This window comes from Atribacter laminatus (genome assembly GCF_015775515.1).
Classification (GTDB): Bacteria; Atribacterota; Atribacteria; order Atribacterales; family Atribacteraceae; genus Atribacter; species Atribacter laminatus.
This window is the reverse complement of record NZ_CP065383.1, coordinates 1,760,902-1,782,606: the sequence shown is the minus strand read 5'-3', so window position 1 is coordinate 1,782,606 and position 21,705 is coordinate 1,760,902. Positions and strand designations below refer to the sequence as shown.

23 protein-coding genes and 1 pseudogene are annotated in these 21,705 nt (G+C 38.0%); 13 read left to right on the top strand and 11 right to left on the bottom strand.

The genetic code is table 11. The features are described from left to right. Positions 1-244: 244 nt before the first annotated feature. Positions 245-601, bottom strand: coding sequence for a carboxymuconolactone decarboxylase family protein (locus tag RT761_RS08140; RefSeq protein WP_218110926.1), 357 nt, complete (start codon positions 599-601; stop codon positions 245-247). A gap of 1,037 nt (positions 602-1,638) precedes the next feature. Here RT761_RS08140 and RT761_RS08135 point away from each other — a divergent pair. After that, positions 1,639-2,115, top strand: a complete 477-nt coding sequence (locus tag RT761_RS08135) for an Lrp/AsnC family transcriptional regulator (RefSeq protein WP_218110925.1) — start codon at positions 1,639-1,641, stop codon at positions 2,113-2,115. Positions 2,116-2,170: 55 nt separating this feature from the next. Further along, positions 2,171-2,656: a PaaI family thioesterase gene (locus RT761_RS08130; RefSeq protein ID WP_246465337.1), complete on the top strand. Its 486-nt coding sequence runs from the start codon at positions 2,171-2,173 to the stop codon at positions 2,654-2,656. A gap of 443 nt (positions 2,657-3,099) precedes the next feature. On the opposite strand, the gene RT761_RS08125 is transcribed toward RT761_RS08130, so the two are convergent. Next, the gene (locus RT761_RS08125) at positions 3,100-4,587 is read right to left on the bottom strand and encodes a S41 family peptidase (RefSeq protein ID WP_218110923.1); all 1,488 of its coding nucleotides are present in this window, start codon (positions 4,585-4,587) and stop codon (positions 3,100-3,102) included. 413 nt (positions 4,588-5,000) lie between these two features. On the opposite strand from RT761_RS08125, the gene RT761_RS08120 reads away from it, so the two are divergent. The 10 genes from RT761_RS08120 to RT761_RS14370 all read left to right on the top strand — a co-directional run bounded on the left by RT761_RS08120 (position 5,001) and on the right by RT761_RS14370 (position 14,546). Continuing rightward, positions 5,001-6,056 (top strand): linear amide C-N hydrolase, encoded by a 1,056-nt coding sequence (locus RT761_RS08120; RefSeq protein WP_218110922.1) that lies wholly within the window; start codon positions 5,001-5,003, stop codon positions 6,054-6,056. Between the two features lie 609 nt (positions 6,057-6,665). Further along, on the top strand, positions 6,666-7,697 hold the full coding sequence (locus RT761_RS08115; RefSeq protein WP_218110921.1) for a LacI family DNA-binding transcriptional regulator: 1,032 nt from the start codon (positions 6,666-6,668) through the stop codon (positions 7,695-7,697). Positions 7,698-7,756: 59 nt separating this feature from the next. Continuing rightward, positions 7,757-8,995, top strand: a complete 1,239-nt coding sequence (locus tag RT761_RS08110) for a M24 family metallopeptidase (protein WP_218110920.1) — start codon at positions 7,757-7,759, stop codon at positions 8,993-8,995. A gap of 78 nt (positions 8,996-9,073) precedes the next feature. Then, a complete protein-coding gene (locus tag RT761_RS08105; protein ID WP_218110919.1) occupies positions 9,074-10,351 on the top strand; it encodes an ABC transporter substrate-binding protein in 1,278 nt (425 codons plus the stop codon). An 80-nt stretch (positions 10,352-10,431) separates the two neighbouring features. Continuing rightward, a complete protein-coding gene (locus tag RT761_RS08100) occupies positions 10,432-11,325 on the top strand; it encodes a carbohydrate ABC transporter permease (RefSeq protein ID WP_218110918.1) in 894 nt (297 codons plus the stop codon). Beyond that, positions 11,322-12,146, top strand: a complete 825-nt coding sequence (locus RT761_RS08095) for a carbohydrate ABC transporter permease (RefSeq protein ID WP_218110917.1) — start codon at positions 11,322-11,324, stop codon at positions 12,144-12,146. The genes RT761_RS08100 and RT761_RS08095 overlap by 4 nt, the downstream gene beginning before the upstream one ends. 362 nt (positions 12,147-12,508) lie before the next feature. Beyond that, on the top strand, positions 12,509-13,669 hold the full coding sequence (locus tag RT761_RS08090) for a GGDEF domain-containing protein (protein ID WP_218110916.1): 1,161 nt from the start codon (positions 12,509-12,511) through the stop codon (positions 13,667-13,669). Next, positions 13,623-13,814 carry a hypothetical protein gene (locus RT761_RS08085; protein ID WP_218110915.1) on the top strand — a complete coding sequence of 64 codons (192 nt, stop codon included), beginning with the start codon at positions 13,623-13,625 and terminating at the stop codon, positions 13,812-13,814. Before RT761_RS08090 ends, RT761_RS08085 begins: the two co-directional genes overlap by 47 nt. A 287-nt stretch (positions 13,815-14,101) precedes the next feature. Then, the gene (locus RT761_RS08080; RefSeq protein WP_218110914.1) at positions 14,102-14,299 is read left to right on the top strand and encodes a hypothetical protein; all 198 of its coding nucleotides are present in this window, start codon (positions 14,102-14,104) and stop codon (positions 14,297-14,299) included. Beyond that, positions 14,286-14,546: a type II toxin-antitoxin system RelE family toxin gene (locus RT761_RS14370; RefSeq protein ID WP_038961632.1), complete on the top strand. Its 261-nt coding sequence runs from the start codon at positions 14,286-14,288 to the stop codon at positions 14,544-14,546. The genes RT761_RS08080 and RT761_RS14370 overlap by 14 nt, the downstream gene beginning before the upstream one ends. Here the strand turns inward: RT761_RS14370 and RT761_RS08070 are convergent. From RT761_RS08070 to RT761_RS08045, 7 genes and pseudogenes are all read right to left on the bottom strand, one after another. Next, positions 14,470-14,724, bottom strand: coding sequence for a hypothetical protein (locus tag RT761_RS08070; protein ID WP_218113429.1), 255 nt, complete (start codon positions 14,722-14,724; stop codon positions 14,470-14,472). The genes RT761_RS14370 and RT761_RS08070 overlap by 77 nt on opposite strands. Before the next feature lie 235 nt (positions 14,725-14,959). After that, positions 14,960-15,313: a DUF5615 family PIN-like protein gene (locus tag RT761_RS08065; RefSeq protein ID WP_218110913.1), complete on the bottom strand. Its 354-nt coding sequence runs from the start codon at positions 15,311-15,313 to the stop codon at positions 14,960-14,962. Next, entirely contained in the window at positions 15,314-15,562 is a 249-nt protein-coding gene (locus RT761_RS08060; RefSeq protein WP_038961635.1) for a DUF433 domain-containing protein, read from the bottom strand. Between the two features lie 107 nt (positions 15,563-15,669). Continuing rightward, a pseudogene (locus RT761_RS14285) lies at positions 15,670-15,807 on the bottom strand (type II toxin-antitoxin system HicB family antitoxin); the annotation flags it as partial. Positions 15,808-16,352: 545 nt separating this feature from the next. Continuing rightward, positions 16,353-17,072, bottom strand: a complete 720-nt coding sequence (locus tag RT761_RS08055) for a transposase (RefSeq protein ID WP_218110912.1) — start codon at positions 17,070-17,072, stop codon at positions 16,353-16,355. Between the two features lie 187 nt (positions 17,073-17,259). After that, a complete protein-coding gene (locus tag RT761_RS08050; protein ID WP_218110911.1) occupies positions 17,260-17,505 on the bottom strand; it encodes a hypothetical protein in 246 nt (81 codons plus the stop codon). Then, a complete protein-coding gene (locus RT761_RS08045) occupies positions 17,489-17,656 on the bottom strand; it encodes a hypothetical protein (RefSeq protein ID WP_218110910.1) in 168 nt (55 codons plus the stop codon). The genes RT761_RS08050 and RT761_RS08045 overlap by 17 nt, the downstream gene beginning before the upstream one ends. Before the next feature lie 749 nt (positions 17,657-18,405). Between RT761_RS08045 and RT761_RS08040 the strand changes: the two genes are divergently transcribed. Further along, on the top strand, positions 18,406-19,950 hold the full coding sequence (locus tag RT761_RS08040) for a histidine kinase N-terminal 7TM domain-containing diguanylate cyclase (protein WP_218110909.1): 1,545 nt from the start codon (positions 18,406-18,408) through the stop codon (positions 19,948-19,950). 406 nt (positions 19,951-20,356) lie between these two features. On the opposite strand, the gene RT761_RS08035 is transcribed toward RT761_RS08040, so the two are convergent. Continuing rightward, complete coding sequence (locus RT761_RS08035; RefSeq protein ID WP_218110908.1) at positions 20,357-21,280, bottom strand: DUF362 domain-containing protein; 924 nt, start codon at positions 21,278-21,280, stop codon at positions 20,357-20,359. Continuing rightward, a complete protein-coding gene (locus tag RT761_RS08030; protein WP_218110907.1) occupies positions 21,246-21,632 on the bottom strand; it encodes a hypothetical protein in 387 nt (128 codons plus the stop codon). Before RT761_RS08030 ends, RT761_RS08035 begins: the two co-directional genes overlap by 35 nt. Positions 21,633-21,705 lie beyond the last annotated feature (73 nt).

The window sequence follows — 21,705 nt, the reverse complement described above, 5'->3', positions numbered from 1 at the left end:
ATATCAAGTTCAATTTTTCTTTTTTAATATCCATTAATAATTACTCCTCATTTAATTGAAGTATTTCATAAACTATTCCAATCCATTAGCAATAATGCTGATTTTAAGCTAAAAATGACAACAGCATAATATCTATTTTTTAATCAATCGTGACTATAAGCTAAAAAAAAAATTGTTTAGTTTTTATAGAATCTACTCTCCTTTTTGAAAAATTCCTTGATAACTATTTTAAATCATCATAAAATTATGCTTTCTGCTGGTAATACTTCAAAACCTTCATGGCAAATCGGGCAGAAACTGTTGCTGGTCCTCCACCCATCTCGATTCCGACTTCAATGGCTTCAATGATCTGTTTTTCCGATGCTCCAGACCGCAAAGCTTCTTTGATATGCCACTCCAGGCACGATTCGCAGTTAATGATGATCGAAATCCCAATAGCGATCATCTCTTTGTACCTTTTTTCCAGTTCTCCATTCGAATAGGTTTTTCTTTCCATGCTTACAAATGACCGATACACTTCTGAATTTTTTGAATAAAATTCATTGGCAGTTTTTCGATCGCTTTGAATCTTTCCAATTTTTTCAATATCTTGACAATTCATGATTTCCTCCTCCTGGTGATTATGTCTTTCTTCTTTTTCATTGCCTTTGAATAACCAGATTACCAAAGAATTGATTCTTAAATATACAGATAAAAATGTAGTCCATGTCGCTGTTCTTTCAAATGTTGGATAGGTCAAACCAGATAACGCTTTTAATCTAGATCATTGTTCTCATTTTAAAAAAAAGAAAAGAGAAATTTCCCAAATTTCCTAAAAATAATTCTGTTTTCAATTTCCCTTTTATTAGGAGTAAAATTCCCACCCTCCAATTTTTAAATCGCTCAACGATTACCATTTCATCATACTACTAAAATTTGACAAAAGAGGATGCATCATTTAATATAATAACTACCACGGATTCTGAGGAACTCTAAGACCGGAGGATTAGAACAAAGAACTTTTAACCGCAAGGAAAAAGGTTCGAAGTTTTTCCGAGAGGAAAAATGGAAGTCTGATCCTGAAACACTGAGGAAGCTTATAACAATAACCTTCCCAGTGAGATGAAGGCAAAAAGGTTCGTTAGAGTCCGTGGTCTTTTTTTTACTCTCTTTTATTCCACTTCCAACAAATTACAAAATCAAACAGACCATAAAGATATCCACCCCTCTAATTAATGAAAGAAAACTACCTCATGGTTGTTCGATATTTAGAATATAGTTCTCTCCAGTTCCACTCATTAAAACTTCACTCATCAAAATTGCTGAAATAAGGCAAACCTCCATTATTAGCTTACTAAAAAACATCCTAAGTATTGAATAGCTTTGGAATTTGGATCACACGAAAATCTGCCTTCTTGACCAATCTAAGACCAAACAATAATTTATATAATTTTATCCAGTCATAATTTTATTATTTAAAAAGATCGTATGAGATCTGTAAATGAATAAAGTCATAAAATCAAACAATTATTATTAATTAAATTTTCTATTTATAGAATATTCAGAATTATCTACTTAAATTATATTTACATACAGAATATATAATGGTAATATGCCAATAATACAGAATTTATTTCTATAAAGGAAGAGAAATGAGTTATGTCAACAATTTTTGATCATATTGATAAAGCAATCCTAAGAGAATTACAGGAAGATGCTTCAATATCAAATCTTAATTTATCAAAAAAAATTGGACTTTCGCCATCAGCATGTTTGGCAAGAAAAAAGAACTTGATTGAAACCGGTATTATAAAAAAATTTGCCACTATAGTTGATGAAAAAAAATTAGGAATGGAAGTCCTTGCCTTTGTTTTTATCAATTTATCGCCTCTTAACAGAAAAACCATACATTCATTTTTAGAAGATGTTCATAAATACCCACAGATTCAAGAATGTTACACCCTTACAGGGAGCCATGATTATTTACTTAAAATTGTGGCAAAGGATATGATAAGTTATAGGAATTTTATCATCGATTCATTAATGCAGAATGCTTCGATCAGCTTTGTTGAAACAAGTATGGTTATTGGAGTAGATAAAAGGACTGTTTATGTACCTATTGATGAGGACGAGTGAATAATTCCATAAATAAACATGAATAGAAGGCTATTCTAGGAGACTCGAATTGGATATGAAAACCATAAATCCTGAACACATAAAAGTTATTCTGGACATAATTAATCAGAGCCCTTACTTAAAACTCCTATCAATAAAAGTCAGTGAATTACAATCAGGCTATTGTAAGGTTGAGGTTGATCTGGGAAAGAAGCATCTCAATCCTTTCGGAGGAGCACATGGTGGAGTATATGCTTCCCTGATAGATACTGCTACATTCTGTGCAGTTTATTGTGACTTAAGAGAAAATATAAGTTTGATCACCATCGACCTTAAGGTGGACAATTTATCTTCTGCCAAAGAAGGAAAGTTAGTCGTGGAAGGGAAACAGATCAAGGTCGGGCGTAGCATTTGTTTATCTGAGGCGACAATTAAGGATATCCACGGCAAACTTCTAGCACATGGTACATCCAAGCAACTGATACTCGAAGGAATGCAATCAATTAGCCAAGCTGCAAGTATTATGGGATATCAATCATTGCCTCCAAAATTTTTATCTTGAAATTTTGGCAACTTTATTATTTTATATCCTGAAAATACCGGAACGTTTTTTAAGGTAATTCTTTTAGAGCAACTAACCAGAACCTCATCGTGGGCTTTCGCTCTCATCCTAACCTTCTCCCATCAAGAAAGAAGGAACTCTGACTCGTCGTTGCGAGGAACGAAGTGACGTGGCAATCTCATGAGTTCAATTTTTATTAATTCCTCTCCCTTTGGACAAAGGGAGATTAGAGGTATTCGATTGGTTTCCAAAAATTCAAATCCCCCTAACCCCCTTTTACTAAAGGGGGAAATTGATCGGTATATAAATATTTTCATTGTTATTTGGCGATGTTATGCAGCATGATGGTTTATCCTGAAAATATCCTCAAATGAATTCACCTGTTGAGGAGGTGTGCCTTTAATTCGTAGAATCTTCAAAATAACGGATTGGGTTGTTGATAATTATAAATTCTTAATAAATTCAATAGCCTGTTCCAACTCTACATCTTCACCTTGAGCTATGCGTAAGGCATTCTCGAGAGTCATCGGGATGCGAATCGAAGGAACAACTCCACCAATTCCACCACGGCTGTCTATCTGTACTTGCCGATCTTTATCGAGAGATTGTCCATAAGGCCAACGAATTTCAATTCCTCCGGGCATTTGTGCCCCACTCCCCACCAAACCAAACGATCCATTGGTTCCGTAAAAGCCCAGTGCTTCACCATTGGGTAAATTTGTAATTCCCATCGCCAAGCCTTCCCCTGAGCTGATACATTTTGAATTAATAATTACCACTATGGGACCACCGAAGAAGGGTTCGTCTGGTTCGATGTATAAACCCGGATCAGCAGGATTAACTTCTCGTGTTTCATCAGGACGTATTTCCCAGGAGCCGGAAAGAACATTGTAGCAACTTTGGTATTCATAAAAGGTTTTTTCGGTATAAAATGAAGCCAACATATCCGCTACCATCGAATCTAAACCACCTACATTATTACGGATATCGATTATTAAGCCTTTAACCTTCTTTTGATTAAATTCCTCAATAGCTACTTTAAATAAGCCCAATGTTGAAACAATTTCACCTGAATCCGTTAAATCAGCATCGAGCAAACCCCAGATCTTTAAATAGCCAATATTTCCATCCAGCATTTTCTTCTCTACCATCGATTCTGGTGGATTCTGGGGATTCTCTACCCCCAAGATCAATTCTCTTAATCCATCGGAAACCATCGTTGCAGGATAGGTCTTTTTTAAAGATTCACCATGATCATCATAAGCAACCAGTTTTGCCTTGATTATTTTTTCATCATTCAAATTTTTGAACGAAAGAGATAGTTTGGTACCAATTGGAGCCCGGGTGAGATATCTCACCCTTTGGTTCATACTATCCTCGTCGGTAGCCGAGTTGTTGTAAAAAATGGTTGACACTTCATTCAAAACTGCTTGAACCGGACAACCATTCCATTCTACCAATTCTGCTCCTGTCCTCATCCTTTGAGTATAAGCCTCACTGCTTTCATCAATCCAAATAACCACTATCTTTCCATCGGTTAATTTCACAATCGAAAATCCGAAACCACCTCCAATATAACGGTTATCAATTTCCGATAAAGAATTCATATGAACATGCCCATCAGGAATAGAATGGACATATTCTCTTAAGGTGAGGTAATAAGCTGTGAAATCATTCGATTCCTGGGATTGGTTTATTCGGGGTTTGAATTGGTTATAAAGAGCTGGCCAATCAATCTTCTTCCAGTCCATAAACCCATATTCACGAGAAAACTTGGTATGGAGTTTATCAAATGCTTCGCTCCAAGTCAGACTGCTAAAATCTTCTGACTCTGGTGCCTGAAATTTATCCTGCTGTTCATCTGCCAGTAAATTGACTGTTAATAAATACAGCGTACAAATAACAATTATTACCACCATAAATCTCTTCAACTTGGGATCCTCCTGTTTGCATCTCGTTATTTCATAATATATCGGTCTTTCTTGATTAAAAATTAATATAGAAAAGCTGATTTTTCTTTATCAAACTTATAAATGATTTAATTTAAGAACATTAATGAAATTTCGTTGATTCCTGGATAGATCCTCATACCATGTTGTGGCGCCATATGATGATTAAAAATACTTTTTATTAAAAACTTCACTACAAGTAGCTTAACTGTTCTTTGGTTGGACGACATGGCAATCACATTGCTTAATTTGTTATTCTAAGGAGCTTATTGTGCGACGTGAAAATCCTATCTTTTAAAAAGTTAGGAATCAAAAGGAAGAAAATGAGAATTGGGGTATAATTGTAACATCCACCTTTCATTCCTCACTAATCACAAATTTATTAGGAGGCTATCATGAAAAGTAAAAATCGGTTGTTATTGTTAGTAATATTCTTTTTAATGATTTTATTATTAGCCAATCCCTCAGCCAATGCCTGCAGCAGAGTGCTCTACCATGGACTGGAAGGAACGGTAATCACCGGCCGGACTATGGATTGGACAGAAGACATTGGAACCAATCTCTGGATCTTCCCAAGAGAAATGGAACAAGAAGGAAGAGTGGGACCCAATTCTTTTAAATGGACTTCTAAGTATGGGAGTGTTATTGCAACTGGATACGATATCTCCACTACCGATGGTATGAATGAGGAAGGCTTAGTAGCCAACGTGCTGTGGTTAGCCGAATCGGTATACCCTGAGTGGGATGGTCAAAAACCGGGTTTATGCTTAGCAGCATGGGCTCAATACGTATTAGATTCTTTTGCTACAGTTGAGGAAACCGTGGAAGCTTTGTCCAGAGAAGAATTTATTCTAGTTACCGCCGACATGCCAGGTCTTGATAAATTAGCGACCGTTCACTTGGCCGTTTCCGATTCTTTAGGTGATAGTGCTATCTTTGAATATGTTGACGGTAAATTGGTTATTCACCATGATTCTTCGTATCTGGTCATGACCAATTCTCCGACATATCAGCAGCAGCTCGCTCTGAATGAGTATTGGAAGGAAATTGGCGGGATGGTTGTGCTCCCTGGTACCAGTCGAGCTGCCGATCGATTTGCCCGGGCTTGGTTCTATATCAATGCCATTCCCAAAACCGCCGACATTCAGGTAGCAGTAGCTTCGGTATTTAGCGTGATTCGGAATGTGTCGGTACCTTTTGGTATCAGTACCCCTGATAAACCAAACATTTCTTCAACTCTATGGAGAACAGTCGCCGACCAAAAAAACAAGGTATATTACTTTGAATCTACTTTGACTCCCAATATTTTCTGGGTTCAACTGGATAAGATCGATTTCTCACCTTCGGCACCGGTTCGGAAGCTGGTTATCTCTCCGGAACATTTCTATGCTGGAGATACCGCTCAATTGTTTGTCGAAACCGAACCTTTTGATTTCTTGGGGCTGGAATAAACCTCACGTATTTCAAAGAAAGATCGTCACCATATTTTATGATTGATAATAAATCTTGAAGGTTGAACATTAAAAAAGCGACTGATATTTTTAGTAGTAAAATTTCACCTTAACTATCAGCCGCTTTTTTAATTTCTTGTAACAAAATTCAAGAATCAAGATCAAACTCTCAGGGAAGAGCATAAAGGAAGAATTGATTTTGATCCACCATTATGAGGAGCTCAACGTGGCAATCTCTATGCATCATCTTTATTGTTTTTTATCCCTTAGGCTAAGGGGAACCTGAGAGGGATTCAATTTTTTTAACTTTTTTAAATCTCCCTTCTCTCCACCTTGCCACTTTTTCTATTTCAATTCTCATCCTTAACTAATTTTCCCTTGACTTCTTCCTCTCCTTAGCGTTTTAAATTTTCCATCTTGATATCTCGACAACCTTTTAAAAATCAAGAATCGAGATCGGACATCAGGAGTTTATAGCAAACGTTTGTTATTATTATAATATTTGATTTATTTATAAAAAAAATATTTTAAAAAATTAAACAAAGAGGTAATTTGACAGGATAGCAAACGTTTGTTATATTTAGTTAATCCTGGTTTGTGGAGTGTAAAATGAGAGCTACAATAAAGGATATTGCCAAAGTATTAAATCTTTCTCCAAGTACCGTTTCGCGTGCACTTCGCGATTGCTCTTCGGTTTCAAAGAAAACCCGCGAAAAAATTCTTCATATAGCTCAATCAATGGATTATCAGCCAAATCTTACCGCTCGGGGTTTAGTTTCTGGAAGAACTCAAAACATCGGCGTTATTTTAAGCATTGAAACCAGAGATTACAGTTCTTTGCAAATATTTAATTCTATTGTAGTTAACGGAATATTTGAAGTGGCCGATGCAGCCAATTACAATCTGACCTTTGCCAAAGAATCAAAAAAACATCAAACTGGTGCGCTTCAACGAATTATTGATAATCGTGATGCAGACGGAGTATTGATTGTAAATGTAGTTAGTGAAGATATATTGGCAAAACTTACTATAAAAAATATCCCAGTTGTCCTTATTGATAATCATTTCGACAATCTTCAATCTTATGCTGTCAATAACAATGACCGTTTGGGAGCCTATCTTGGCACAAAGCATCTTTTATCTCTTGGGTATGAATCGATCGGTTTTATCGGTATTTCTGAACATGCATTTAATCGTGAATGTGAAATGGGTTATTTTCAAGCTCTTTTAGAATCTGAAATACGAACCGATCCAAATTTTTTAGCAAAGGGTAATGGAGATCTAGGGTCAGGTTATGATGCGATGATAAAATTGCTCAAAATAAATCGACCACCCCGAGGAGTTTTTGTTGTTAATGATGAAATGGCAATTGGTTCCATTAAAGCCATAAAAGACTATGGACTTTCCGTTCCCGAAGATATTGCCATTGTGGGAATGGACGGGATGCCGTTCATGGAATATTTTGATCCGCCCTTAACAACAGTGAAAATTGAAGTTGCTGAGCTCGGTCGAACTGCGCTTCAGATGCTTTTAGGACTAATTGAAGATAACTATAGTGGAAATCATCAGATTGCTATTTCGCCTCGCTTAATCATTCGCAAATCATGTGGTTATTATATTAATTCAACTTTAACTAAGTAAATAATAAACGCAATCTTAGCTAACAATTCTTTTAAAATATAAAAAAGGAGGTTTCATGTATGACTTTCGATGTTTGTTCTTTTGTTAAAAATCTTGAACCTATTGATCTCGAAAGAAAAATAACCAAGTCAGAATACGAATCCCGGATAAAGACTCTCCAAGACATATTGAACAATCGCGGAATTGATGTTGGCATAGCTTTTGGGAATGAACTGCGACCAGGCGATACTGGTTGGTTAACTGGTTATGATCCTCAAATCGAACCAACGGCAGCCGTAATTGGGGTAAAAGGATTATTTGTTTTGGGTGGACCTGAAGGTGAAGCTTATGCAAAAGAAACTATGATGGCTGGCACTTTCATCAATGTATTGGAGTTCAAAATACCAGAAGAAGATTACCCTGGATATGAATTTATGCCATTAAGTAAAATACTCATTGAAGCAGCAGGAATTGAACCAAAAAAAATTGGCATTCTCACACTGCCAAGTATCCTTCCATTAGAAATTTTTCATCTTCTTAAAAAAATTCCCAATGCTGAAATAATTGATGCCAGCGATATTCTTTTGGATTACCGATATCAGAAAAGCCCTCAAGAACTGGAAATGATGAGTATTGCTGCTCGAATTTCCACCTATGCCATGAAAGCGATGATTGCCGCTATTCGTCCCGGCATGAGAGAATTGGAAGTAGCTGCCTGTGCTGATTATGTAATGAAAGCAATGGGAGCTGACCGAGTAGGTATTAGTACCATTGTATGCTCTGGTTGGAGATCACCAAATGTCATTGGAAGAGCTTCGAACAAAGTTATCGAAGAAGGAGACATGATTGACCTGACGGTCAGTGCCAGATATGACGGTCTTGCCTCTTGCATGGGAAGAACAGTTATCGCCGGAAAAGCCCATCCAGACCAGTTAGAGTTTATTAATATTGCGATAAATGCATACGAAAAAGGGATTGAAGCTATTGCTTATGGTCAACCTGCAAGCGAAGTCGATCGTACAGTTCGCTCAATTCTTGATCCCCAGGGTTTATCCCCCTTATACAGCTTAGTCCATGGTATCGGTTGGACTGAAGCCATGGAAGGAAAAGGTGCCGCTACACAGCATTCAACCTGGAATTTCCCCAAAGGAATTGCTTTTATGCTTGATTTAGGAATATTTGGCCGTTCATTCAAAAGCCTTGATAAAAATCATCTGGGTCTTCGAATTGAAAATCCATTTATTATTGACCACGAAGGCAATACCAAGTGTTTAACTGTTGACCTTCCACTTAAATGTGAAGCAGGTAAAATTTATTAAGTCATTTGATCAATTACGAAAAATAAAGGGCAAAACTTAAATAAATAAGCTTTGCCCTCGAATAAAAGGAGGAAAAAAATGAAAAAGTATTTACTCGTTTGTTTAATTTCGTTGGCAATACTCACACTTTCATTTGTTGCGGTATCGCAAGAAAAAGAGATCAGTGTTCTTCTTACTGGTTCACCCCTTGCCGATGTTATGGAAACTCTTCAGGATGATTTTGAAAAAGAAACTGGTATCAAGGTTAAAGTTGAAATTGTTGGCTACGAGGATACACACACAAAAGGTATATTAGATCTTGTTTCCGGTACCAATAATTATGATCTCCTGATGGTTGATAACCCTTGGATTGCCGAATATGTCCAAACTGGCAACTTGTTAGAACTCGATGAATATATGTCAAAAGAGGATCCCGAATATTTAGCCGGTTTCGATAAGGCAGTTCTCGATGCTTATGGTTTATATGAGGGAAAATATTATGGATATCCAATCATGTTAACCACTACCATCCTCTTTTATCGAAGCGATCTTTTTGAACAATACGGAAAGAAAATTCCTGAAACCTGGGATGAATTTAATGAAATAGCAAAATTCTTCACTCAATCCTTTAACCCAGAATCTCCTGTCAAATATGGTATATCAACTGCTGGAGAAAGAGGAGATGGAGCTATAAGCTTATGGTTGCCTTGGTTGTGGGGATATGGAGGAAGTGTTTTTGATGAAGACTGGAATGTAACTCTGAACACACCTGAAGCATTAAAAGCACTTGAAGCATTTGTAGAGTCTGCTCAGTACTCAGCCCCAGGTTTTGGAACCAACTATTTCCCAGAACAAGTTGCTCATTTTACCAATGGAGAGATAGCCATGATGGAAAACTGGGATGCCTTTGCCGGTGATGTAGCTGACCCAGCTAAGAATCCCTTTGCAGAAAAAACTGCTTACGCGTCTATCCCAGGAAAATACCCACTTTTGGGTGGATGGGCACTTTCCATTAACAAAAATTCTAAAGATCTTGATTCAGCATATACCTTTTTGCGATGGGCATGTGGACCTGAAGTAACCAAAAAATCACTTGACGTATCCATTGCAACCCCCATCCGTATAGATGTTGCCCAGGATCCAGAAGTAAAAGCAGTAGTTCCTTGGGTTGACGTTGTTTATCAAGAATTTAAAAATATTCGAAAATATGCTGAAACCTATCAAGGCGGTCAAATTCTTATACCAGAAGCTGAATACCATGTTTTATTAGGAACCGCTATCAACGAAGCATTGACCGGCCAGCTATCTGCAAAAGATGCATTAGCTAAAGCACAAAAAGACATTGAAGATCTTCTCAAGAAACACGGCTATAAATAGAAATGAAAAGGAAGGCGGGGAAGTCTTTTCCCCGCCTGATACTCTATTAGTTAGGAGCAGAAAGGGGTGAAATATTTCGTATGATTAAAATGAAACCCAATTTAACTCCCTATTTTCTTCTTTTACCGGCACTAATTGTTCTCTTTGTTATCGTCATTTACCCTTTTCTATATTCTCTTTATACGAGTTTTCACTACTGGTATTTAGCATCCCCAAAACCACCGGTTTTCGTAGGATTAAAGAATTATATTGACATTCTTACCAGTAGTGAAATGCGTTTTTCTTTTTTTATTACCGTTCGGTTTTTTGTTATTTCAATCGCAATGCAAATGTTAATTGGTTTGGGTCTCGGATTCTTTTTAAATAACAAATATCTGCTTTGGCCAAAACTTTTCCGTTCTCTTTTTATCGTTCCTATGATGATAGCTCCGGCAGTCGTAGCTACGGTTTGGAGAATGATGTATCATCCGAGTTATGGGGTTCTAACTTATATAGCAAGCATGTTTGGTGTTAATGATATCGGTTGGATTCAAAAGCCTGGGATTGCTTTATACTCAATCAGCTTGGTTGAAATATGGCAATGGTCACCTTTTATAGCACTTATTACTCTCGCGGGATTACAAACCCTACCAGCTAGCATACTCGAAGCTGCTCGGGTCGATGGAGCAACAACATCACAATTATTTTGGAATGTTAAGCTTCCTCTGATGCGACCTTTCATTGCTTTAGCCTTTATTATGCGTTTTATCTTTAGCTTCCGAGTGTTTGAAAGCTTTCGAATCATTACCAAAGGCGGACCAGGCACCGCTACAGATGTTTTGATGCACAAACTCTATCTAAAAGGTTTTCAATATATGATGATCGGCGAAGCATCTGCTCTTGCCTTTCTTATCCTGGCTGTTATTTCCATCCTTGCCATGGCTTCCTTTACTTGGTTATTCCCCTCATTAAAACCAGGAGGTGAATTAAAATGAAAGGTGACCGATCAAAAACTTATTTAATAACCATATCAGCGATAGCTATTTTATTGATTTATTTGTTTCCGGTAATTTGGATGGCTGCTACATCATTTCGCTTTGACCAGGATGCCTGGAGTTATCCTCCAAAGATATTTTCTAAGTTCACATTGAGTCAATATGTTAATTTGTTTAAGACTCGACCAATTGGGATGTATTTTCGTAATAGCTTTTCTGTTACTACCATAAGCGTTCTTTTTTCCATGGTACTTGGTATTCCTGCCGCTTTTGCTCTGGCCAGGTTTAAAATTCGACGGAAAAAAGACATATCTTTTTGGTTACTGAGTCAGCTTATGCTTCCCCCAATTGCAGCCGTTGTTCCCTATTATCTTTTCATGAAACAGCTTGGTCTCCTCCAAACCAGAACTTCACTTATTTTAGTTTATAGTACTTTTAATATCCCATTTATTATCTGGATGATGACAACTTTTTTTGAAGGCTTACCAAGAGAAATCGAAGAAGCTGCTTTAATTGATGGGTGTTCAATTGGGAAACTTTTTTGGAGAGTTGTTATCCCTTTGTCGGTTAATGGCATAGCATCGGCTGTGCTCTTCTGTGTTATCACTTCCTGGAATGAATTTCTCTATGCTTTAACTTTAGCCGGTTTAGATAGCTATACTCTGCCAGTATCAGTTATGACTTTCTGGACCGACAAACACGTTTATTGGGGCCAAATTCTTGCCATTGGCATTTTGCAAGCAACTCCAATAGTTATTCTAGGCATACTCATTCAAAAGTTTATTATCAGCGGTCTTACCTTAGGGGCAGTAAAAGAATAAGATAACTTTAATCGAGAATGAGCCATTTCTTCAACTTGAAAACTCAAGAATCAAGACCAAGCCTCATTAGTTTATTCCTCAATTCCACAGCTTTTTATAAATGAATGAGGTAAGACTAAACTCTAATAATTCGTTATTCACATTTTTACGAATGATCTCATGCTACCTACCATTAGAATGGTCTTTTAATTTATAAAGGAAAATTTGAGTGTTATAATAAAGCAAAATTAAGTCTTTTTTTCTGTCTTGAAATGGGAAATCTGTCTCGAAAAGACCGTCTTGGAAAAGGATTCGAAGCTAAAGATTGTCGGAGGTTTTTTTTCATTAATTCGACAGAGAAGCCGGAGGAATTGTCTATTACCGTGTACACAAATACTCATGACCAACGAGACACCAGTCACAAAAAAAAGAGTTCGACATATCGTTTTCATGACCTTTTTGTCAAGGAAGTTTGGGCAATAAATTACTTTCGCATTCAGCTTATTATAAAATTTCTTATTGCGATTTTTGCCGCTCTTTTACTTTTTGACGTGGTCTTCGACCAATACCCCGTGCTCTTTTTCATTCACCTATCAGCAATTGGATGTTCGTTGCTGTACTGGGGAATGACAGCGCTGGCAAAGAAGAAGAGGCTCAATGATTCGATCCATTGGCAGATGGCTTTTGTCCTTTCTTACTGCTTTCTGATTGTAACGGCGCTCGGTTTTACTGCTCTTTTCTATTATGTCAAAGATCTCATAATCTACATATTGCCTGTCTTTGCCGTGGGATTGTTTGTCCTATTGAGCCCAAAGCACTCATTCATATTTCTCGCTACAACTCATTCGGTTTTTGTTATAGCCTCCATTCTTGGAAACTCTGATACCTACCTCATGGTGAGGAACATAGCGAATTCATCCATCGCAGTCATCTTGGTTTTGGTTTTTATGAGATTAACCTTCCAAATGAAACAGCATGAATTTGAACAACGGATCATCATTGAAGAACGCACCGCTGAACTGGAAACAATCAACCAAAGGTTGCACGAGCTGGCCGCGACCGATGAATTGACCGGCCTTCCAAATCGCAGGGTTTTTATGCAATCCCTCGAACGAGAAATGGAACGTGCACATCGCTATAAACAATCCTTTTCCGTTATGTTCTTGGATCTGGATAACTTCAAGCATATCAATGATACGCTGGGTCATTCCGCGAGAGATGCGGCTTTAAGACAGTTTGCGTCCGTATTAAAAAGCAGCTTGCGTGATTCAGATATGCCGGGACGCATGGGTGGTGAAGAGTTTGGAATTATCCTTCCCAACACAGATCTTAAAAATGGAGCTCTTTTAGCTGAAAGACTAAGGCAAAATGTGGAAAAAAGTACCGTCCTTTACCAGGGTAAGAAGATAACGTTCACCGCAAGTATTGGTGTGGCAGCGTACAGCGAGGAGATATCCAACATTGACGAATTATTGAGGAAAGTGGATGAAGCTCTGTATGAAGCCAAAGCAGAAGGGAGAAACTGCATCGTTCAAAAAGCCTAACCGGATTTATTTACACTGTACTCTGGAAGCCTATTCCGCCTGCGACCGAAATCCCCCTTATACTTTAACCCTTCCCGAAGAAACGATTGTATATCCTCCGCCAGAAAGCCGACTTTCAATAGACAGGGGGCATGTCATTCTGTAATTTATTACCTTCTTCTTCTTCTTTTTCTCCCCCTCGCCCCCCTCAGCACATTACGCTAATACTCGCCCTCTCTCCCCCTCATTCTCTGAGGTCGTGAGGATCTCATCTGACACCGTAGGTGTCATCCTGAGCGGTGCTTTACCGCGTGAGGACTCATCCTTTAGTCCTTTTCCTAATTCCCCAATTCCATAGCTTTAAATATTCAAGAATCAAGACCTGTCCCCAGTATTTGCAAAGGTCTATGATAAAATATAAATTAGAAAAAACATTTGATCTTGGAGGAAAACATGAAATCGAAAGAGGTCATAAAACAATTTATTGTTGACGATCATGGTAAAAAGAAAGCCATTATTTTACCAATTGGTGAATATAATGAATTATTGGAAGACCTTCATGATTTAGCTGTAGTAGCCGAAAGGAGAGACGAATCAATTCTATCTCACGATGAAGTATATAAAAACTTGAAAAACAATGGTCTTATATAAAATTTTATGGAAAAAGTCTGCTGAAAAAGATCTCAAAAACATTCCCCATAAACTTATTAATCGGATCATTGAGGTTATTGATAGCTTATCAAAAAATCCACTTCCACCTCGAGTTCGGAAGATAACTGGTTCTGTAAACCTTTATCGATTAAGAATTGGAGATTATCGTATTATATATGAAGTAAACAGTAATATAAAAAATGTAATGATAATCTATATCCGAAACCGTAAAGATGTTTACAAATAGAGATTGTTTTAAATCCCTCGTCCATTATGGTTCTTTCCTCCTGAAAATCTCTTCTTACGCCCAAAGCGTCATCCAGAGCCCAATCTCCTTCTTCTTTTTCGCCCCCCTCGCCCCCTCTCGCCCTCTCCCCCTCATTCTTTGAGGTCGTGAGGATCTCATCTGACACCTTAGGTGTCATCCTGAGCGGTGCCTTCCCGCGTGAGGATCTCATCTTTTAGCTATTTTCTTTCCCTAATTCCCAGGTATCACTGTTTTTTTAAAATTCCAGAATCAAGAATTAACCACCAGGACGCCTAAGATTTGTAACTCCAAAGAATCTTCATAAATATCAAACCAAGAAGTTATTATTTATACTAGGAATCTAAAAAATAAGGGTTAGTATAAAAGATTAAAATTCGCGGATAAGAAGGGATTTATTTATTCTTTATGATACGAACTCCACTTTCACTAACCACTACAAAAGCATCAGAAAGATCGTCACTATATTTTTCAAACAAATTTGTAAGAACAGCTACTTTATTAGATGACCTTTCATCTTCTAAGCGAAGTAAAATAATACCACAATGCTTTTTCTTTTTACGAATTACCATATCTCCAAAATCTTTATCATTGGTTATCAGAATCCGTTTTTCACGAACCGCCTTTTGAAGTACCTGCTGATCAGCTATGCCTCGGTTGGTATCATATATTGAAATCACATCATGGTTTAGATTTTGAAGCCATCGGGCTACAACAGGACCAACGCATTCATCCAGAAGAAAACGCACTCATCCAACCTCTAATTGAATAGGAATAAATTCAGTTGTTTCCAAAGCTTTGGAAGCAAAGAATAAGCAGGCAAAAATATCCTCTTTGGTTAAGCTTGGATATTCCTCAATGATCTCATTTATCGTTGTACCATGAGCAAGAAGACCTAAGATAAATTGGACGGTTAGGCGAGTACCACGAATTACGGGTTTACCCATCATTACCTTTGGGTTGATAACGATATGATCTCGCCAAAGATCATTTTCCATAGTATTACATTCTCCTTATTAATTATTCTCAACCCTATCTCAAATGGAAACAACTTTGATATCGAAAATAATAACTAAAACTTAAAATTAAATATTTTTTATTAACTTCATGAATGAATACTGATCTCGGCTTCAATATCAATGCTGATATTTCCCAGTTTTGGAATAGGAAGTTCTTTTTTTATACTCAAGATTATCCATCCCTCAATAGTATCTCTGAGGTTTTTGCGGTATTCCTCTAAAGTATTGCCTGAAGCCTATATCCCAGGTAGTTCTTTAACTTCCCCATAAAATGGCTCTTCATCTTCAATAATACCATAGTGAGCTTAGTTAAGGACTTTTTCTATATATTCAATAAGCACTTCTTTAAATCCTTCAAATACACATCTTTCGTTTATTCTATCATATTTTTGTTTTTTCTATTGATAATGAGAGGATTGAACTGTAAGTAACAATCATTCTTCCATTCAGAGATAAGAAATAACAGAACAGTATTGCCCTTCTCAAGGATTCGCTTTTTGAAGCCACAAGGATTTCATCTGACTCCTAAAGCGTCATCCTTAGCTCGTTCTCCTTCTTCTTTTTCGCCCCCTCGCCCCCTCAGCGCATTTCACTAATACTCTCCGCCTCATTCTCTGAAGTTGTGTATATCTCATCTGACACCGTAGGTGTCATCCTGAGCGGTGCCTAACCGCGTGAGGATCTCATCCTTAAGCCTTTTTCCCAATTCCCCAACTCCATAGCTTTTTTAAAATTCAAGAATCAAGACCTGAACATCCCACTACAAATTTCAAGCCATTTTTAAAATATTTCTCTCGTTTTCTTCTCGGATTTCATAGAAGCGCTTTTCTTTTATGAGTGACCAAATAACCCTCACCAGATGTCTCCCCAGTGATCGGATAGCCTGATTATGCTTTTTCCCTTCTAATCGTTTTTTCTCATAGTATCGCTTTGATTCTTCGACTTGCCAAGAATGATGAGCCACCGCAACCATCATTGCTGCTTTAGTTCGAGTATTCACTGATTTGGCAACTTTACAGCCTTCTTTTTTCCCTGAACTATTATCAAGTGGTGCCATTCCTAGGTACAAAGCTAAGCTCATATCTTGCGGAAAACGACTGAGATCGTCAATTTCACCAGCTAGTTCAGCTGAAGAAATTGGTCCAAAACCAGGAATACTTCCGATGGTTCTAGCCAGATCTGATTGTTCGCAGAGAGGCTCGAATTCGTTTTCAATGGTTGCAATGGCTTCCATAAGCGCTAGTATGCGTTTGGCATCCTCAATGATCATGGAACTGACCAAGTCAACATCAATAGAAAAATGAGCTTCTTTTTGCCAGGAAGCGATTACTGCAGCATACTTTTTCCCGACTCCTTTAATCTTGAGGAGACTCTCTTTCCGCATGGTAGCGAGACTTCGCAGTGAAGGACGGCAGGTGAGAAAATGGAGATACCAGCGACTATCAACATTTTTCACCAAATCAACTAACCCCGGAGCGACTGATTGCAAGGAGAGCCTTGCATTCGATTCTGGATGCTGATCTTTTCATTCACCAACTGTCGACGTCGTCGAGTGAGCCGTTTGAGGGTCTGATTCACTCCGTTTCCTGGTTTGATTTTGAGTGATGGCTCAACGCTCTCCTTGGAAAGAAGGAGCAATCCGCATGAACTCGACAATCTTTTAGGGCACAATCACATCAGTTTTTGCAGGACCTTAAGAACAGCTCTTTGAATCGAGCCAGTTTTAAATTATTGATGTTATACAGGATATAGCCTTTCTGTTGAATCAATTGATCAAGAGGTCGAGCATACCCATTAAACCCTTCCATTCCGATTATGACTGGACATTTCAAAGTTGATTCATAATGATTAATTTCAGAAAAAAGAGAGTTAAAACCACTGGCATTATGAGAAATCCCAAATTCTTTAAAGATGTGTGCCATTTGATTCTGCAATGGCAACCTGATGTGAATGACATCCAACATCGATGCCAACCAGAAGGTGTTCGTTCATGAGCGGAGCCTCCAAGCTTGATATATTGAGGATGTATTCTTTATTGTCCCACATCGCGTCTATTAACAGAGCCACAGTCACACGACCGGCACCATCCCAGCAGATGTTACGGGACAATAAAAAAACGAGGGCGGCATTTCAGAGTCGAGTGAACCCAGTTTCCTGGATAACGAACCCCAACAGCCACACCCCCGTCTCAAATAGCATAGCATATTTTATCCGGGGATGCCTCGTTATCCTCTCAAAATTGTATGATAGTTATCCTCTCAAAATTGTATGATAGACCCTCAGGATGTGCCTAACCGCGTGAGGATCTCATCCTTAAGCCTTTTTCCCAATTCCCCAACTCCATAGCTTTTTTAAAATTCAAGAATCAAGACCTGACCCTCAGGATCTGCTCTTCTCATCAACACAATCCGTCATTGCGAGGAACGGAGTGACGTGGCAATCTCATAAGATTATTCTTTATTAACTTCTTTTCCCTAAGACAACCATAACCCTGGACCCTCGTTTTATGAGGACATGAGGAAATCATTTTGTGTCTTTTCTCAGTTCCACAGAGAATTCCTGGAGTTCTAGTCTTGATTCTTGAATGAATATTAGTCTGTGGAATTGGGGATTTGGTAAGGGAGAGATTCTCGTGTTGCATAATACGCTCCTTAGAAAGACTGATTAAATCCCTTAAAGTTATGGTCTTGATGTTTGATCTTGACTGGTTTTCTATGAAAAATTATTCAAAAGAAAAAATTTGCCTGAGCTGAGTATTTACTTTAAATTCCCTTTGGGTAAAATGTTTAAGAATTATGAGATTAGAATGAGGGCGAATAATATTGATCGAATATAATTACCTTTTCAGTATTGTCTGTCTTGTTACTGCCACTCTTGCCATTACTTTGAGTTTCTTATCTTTCTGGTTTTCTCGATTCACGCCCCATGCACGACCTTTGGGGTTTCTGCTTCTTTTTTCAGGTATTTATGCCTTTGGATATGCTTTTGAAATCATGAAAGCCGACCCTGAGTGGTTTTTTTTATGGCTTCGTGTGGAATATTTTGGACTTTCTTTTATAGCCGGATCTTTTCTCTGGTTAAGCATTGAGTTCACTGGAAGCTTTAAAACCCATAAACCTGTGATTCTCGTTGTTCTTGTTGGAGTATCTCTTTTTTTTCTCATTGTGGTCTTAACCAACAATTTCCACCATCTTTACTACTCTTCTATCGAAGTCGATTATCGCGGTCTTTTTCCAACCGCTGCTTTAGGAAGGGGTATCTTTTACATCCTTAACATCCTATGGTTTATCGTTTCATTTCTGCTAAGCTTCATTCTATGTTTACATCACTTTTTTCAAACCACAGCTATTCTTCGGAAACGAGCTCTTGCTATGGTCATTGCGGTAATTGTATGTCTTGTCAATTATCTTATTTATATTTTAAAGGTAATCCCCTGGAGCTTAGATATCGGCCCCTTGATTATATCCATTAATGGATTTATCTTGAGTATCGCCATTACCCGATTAGCATTTCTCAACATCTCTCCCATTGCCCGAGAGCAAGTATTTGAAAGCATGCAGGATGGAGTGGCGGTAACTGACCCTCAAGGAAGAATTCTTGATTTTAACGTTGCAGCGCATCATATATTTCCTAATCTTATCCAAGAAAACATTGGACACCATTTGCCCACTTTAGTCCCAGAATTAAAACCCTATCTCTCAACAGAAAACATCTCGAGATATAATCCACTTTCAATTCAAAAAGATGATGCCGTTCTATTTTATGAAGCAAGAAAGATTTCAATTAAAAATAAACAAAACAAAAAGATTGGAATGGCTTTATATATTCGAGAATTTACAGAACAATATAAACTGCTTCAAAAATTACACGAATATGCTGAAAAAGATTGGTTAACTGGTATTTGGAATCGAAGGAAATGGATGAATCTTGCTAAGACCGAACTTAAACGGGCAAAACGCTATGGCAGACCTTTGACTATTGCCTATCTAGATATTGATCATTTTAAATTAGTCAACGATAATTTAGGACACGAGGGAGGAGATACGGTTCTCATTCAATTGGTGAAAAATATTTCATCACAATTGAGAGAAAATGACATTTTCGGTCGAATAGGCGGAGAAGAGTTTATCATTCTCTTCCCTGAGTTGGATAAGGAAAAAGCTCAAATGGTAACTCAACGCCTTCTTATGACTGTATGTCAGGAAGAAATCATTGCCTGTGAACAAAAAGTGAAAGTGACCATCAGCATTGGTGCTACCTTCTGGGATGGAGATAAAAAGGAATCACTGGAAGAACTCATTCAAAAGGCCGATAAAGCTCTCTATATGTCAAAAGCTGCCGGTCGAAACCGGGCTACTTTTATTTAGGATGAGATTCAATTTTGGAAAAACGGTGAAAACGAGTGGTGAGTTGTGAGGAGTAAAAATAATCACCCTCATCCTGACCTTCTCCCATCAAGGAAGAAGGAATTATAATGATGAGTTATCCTGAGCGGTGATAATATAAAAAGCCCCCGGGGAATCAATGAAAACAGGCGCTTTTGAGTGTTTTAAATTATCCAGCCAATAAACAAATGACTTCAGCTCAAATTGCTGATTGGTGACTACCAGACTTCCTGACCACCATTAAAATGAGCGGTAAAAATCTTTTGAGGATCAGTCGTTTCTTCCACATTTGGTAATGGATGGTTACTTAGCTTTCCATAGCCAACTGGTACATAAAAAGTGAACTGTAGAGGCTTCGCTCCCTTGGAAAGAGCAGCATAATATTTGGTTAATGCGTTTGGATCGGTTGTCCCTTCATCACGGTTTCCGGTATACCCACCTGAGTTGAAAGCTTTATCTGCATACTGAAAAGCCTTCCCATAAATCGACCAAAGACTGGCATCATCATGACATCCGATTGAGTTCCAGGCATACCGGCTGTCTTAATGGCAATGTATTCACCGTTTTTATCCTTCACCGGCAGATTGGTCTTTTCATCAATTTTGAGCATCCAAGGACAATGAGGTAATTTTCCTTTATAGGTTGGCAAAGTTTGAGCTGGATAGGAATATTTCCAGGTCTCAGCGTTTTTGTCACCCTCAAAGGCACAGAGGGTTGGATAAAGACCGATGCCCAGGTTTTTAATGGCGTTGGTTAAAAGGTCTTGAGCATGGATCTTGTGCTTGGGTACATTAACTAAAACACAGCCAGGATAATTTCGCAGGTCTTCAGCATTATCTAGATCACCTCCTATGATTACTTTATGAAGAGTGATCTCTTTGAAATTGGCACCATTGGGAACAACGACTGTTCTTCCTCTCGATGGGTCATTATGGATTTTATTTAAATCATAGACCATTAACTTATCTTTGGCTTGTCCTGGTGGGAGATAATTTCCGGTAACACTGTCCTCAAATCCCTTCATGGGGTCGTCTTGATGAGAAGAAGGATGACGGTCGGCAAGATACTTTCTGACAAAATAAAACCCCCAGCCACCATATATATCAAAGATTTTTCCTTCAAATAATGCCTCAGTGGTCATCGTTTGTCCAAATGTCTTCCCAAATAGTTCGGCAACGAGAAAAGTTGATGTTGAGGCTTCTCCTAATGCCATTTGGTAGTAGTGAATATTGAGCTTATCGTGGAACCACCGCATCAAAGCAGCAATCAAGGACCATTCAGTAGCTATGATAGCTGCGGTACCTTTCACCATGGGTGGTCGGATCGATGACTAAAGGGGCGACAATATTGGGTTTGAATAATAATCTCTTTCCATGTTTTATCTGCGACTGAACTTCCTTGCCAAAGCCAGTTTCCTTGTCCAGTTTACCCAAGGAAAAATCGAGATTGGAATAAATGTAGTCAATCTTATTAGTTATTTCCTGCCAAGCATTTTGATCGTTTTGGTCGATAACTTTTTGTAATAATACAGGAATCTCGGCATAGGCTTTTGAGACTTCCATTCTGACTCCGGAAACTGGTGAACCTTCTAAATCAATCTTTTTCTTCCCTATGGGAGTATCAATAACCAGATTTTCTAAGTCTAATTCAGAAAAATTTTTCATCTTACCTCCTCCTTCTCAATGTTTAATATTTTGCTATTCATGCTGATAAGAATTGACTCCAATATTATTTGGT